Annotated in this window: 1 protein-coding gene; it reads left to right on the top strand. The window is 44.6% G+C overall.

The window, feature by feature from the left end; genetic code table 11:
* Positions 1–486: NAD-dependent epimerase/dehydratase family protein (locus HC175_RS16180; RefSeq protein ID WP_168139430.1), on the top strand; the 486-nt coding region annotated here is incomplete at its 5' end.
* Positions 487–641 lie beyond the last annotated feature (155 nt).

Genomic DNA, 641 nt, shown 5'->3' with positions numbered 1-641 from the left:
AGAATGAGCTGTATTTATGGACCACACCAGTTTGGAACCGAAGATCAGGGTTGGGTGGCACATTTCCTTATCAGCGCTCTTGAAGACAAGCCGGTGACCATCTATGGAAATGGAAAACAGGTAAGGGACATTCTCTTTGTGGAAGATCTTATAGATGCTTTTATGCTCGCGCATAAGAACATTGATAAGCTCACCGGCCAGGTGTTCAATATAGGTGGCGGACCCGAAAATACGGTGAGTTTGCTGGAGATCCTGGAAATAATAAGGGACAAGGCAGGAAAGGAAATGGACATAAGTTTTAAAGATTGGCGTACCGGCGATCAATTCTACTACGTTTCCAATACCAATAAGTTCAAAGAAGCAACCGGTTGGAATCCAAAGTACAACATCGAAGAAGGCGTGGAAAAGCTGCTGAGATGGCTCTGCGAAAACCGAAATATTGAACTTCCTGAAAATCTAAATCCAACAAAACAGATCGCCATATGAGATCAGCCCATGCGATGCAGGAGAAAACGCCGGCATCAGAAAAAGCTGCTGTAGGAAAAGCAGCAGTATTAGAAGCCCCTCAAAAAGTAAGTGTAAAAGAGATAGAACTTCCGGAACCGGGAGAAGGAGAAGTGCGCATCAACCTGGAAGGATCT

The sequence above is a fragment of the Salinimicrobium oceani genome (assembly GCF_012037645.1).
This window is presented reverse-complemented; position numbering and strand designations above follow the sequence as displayed.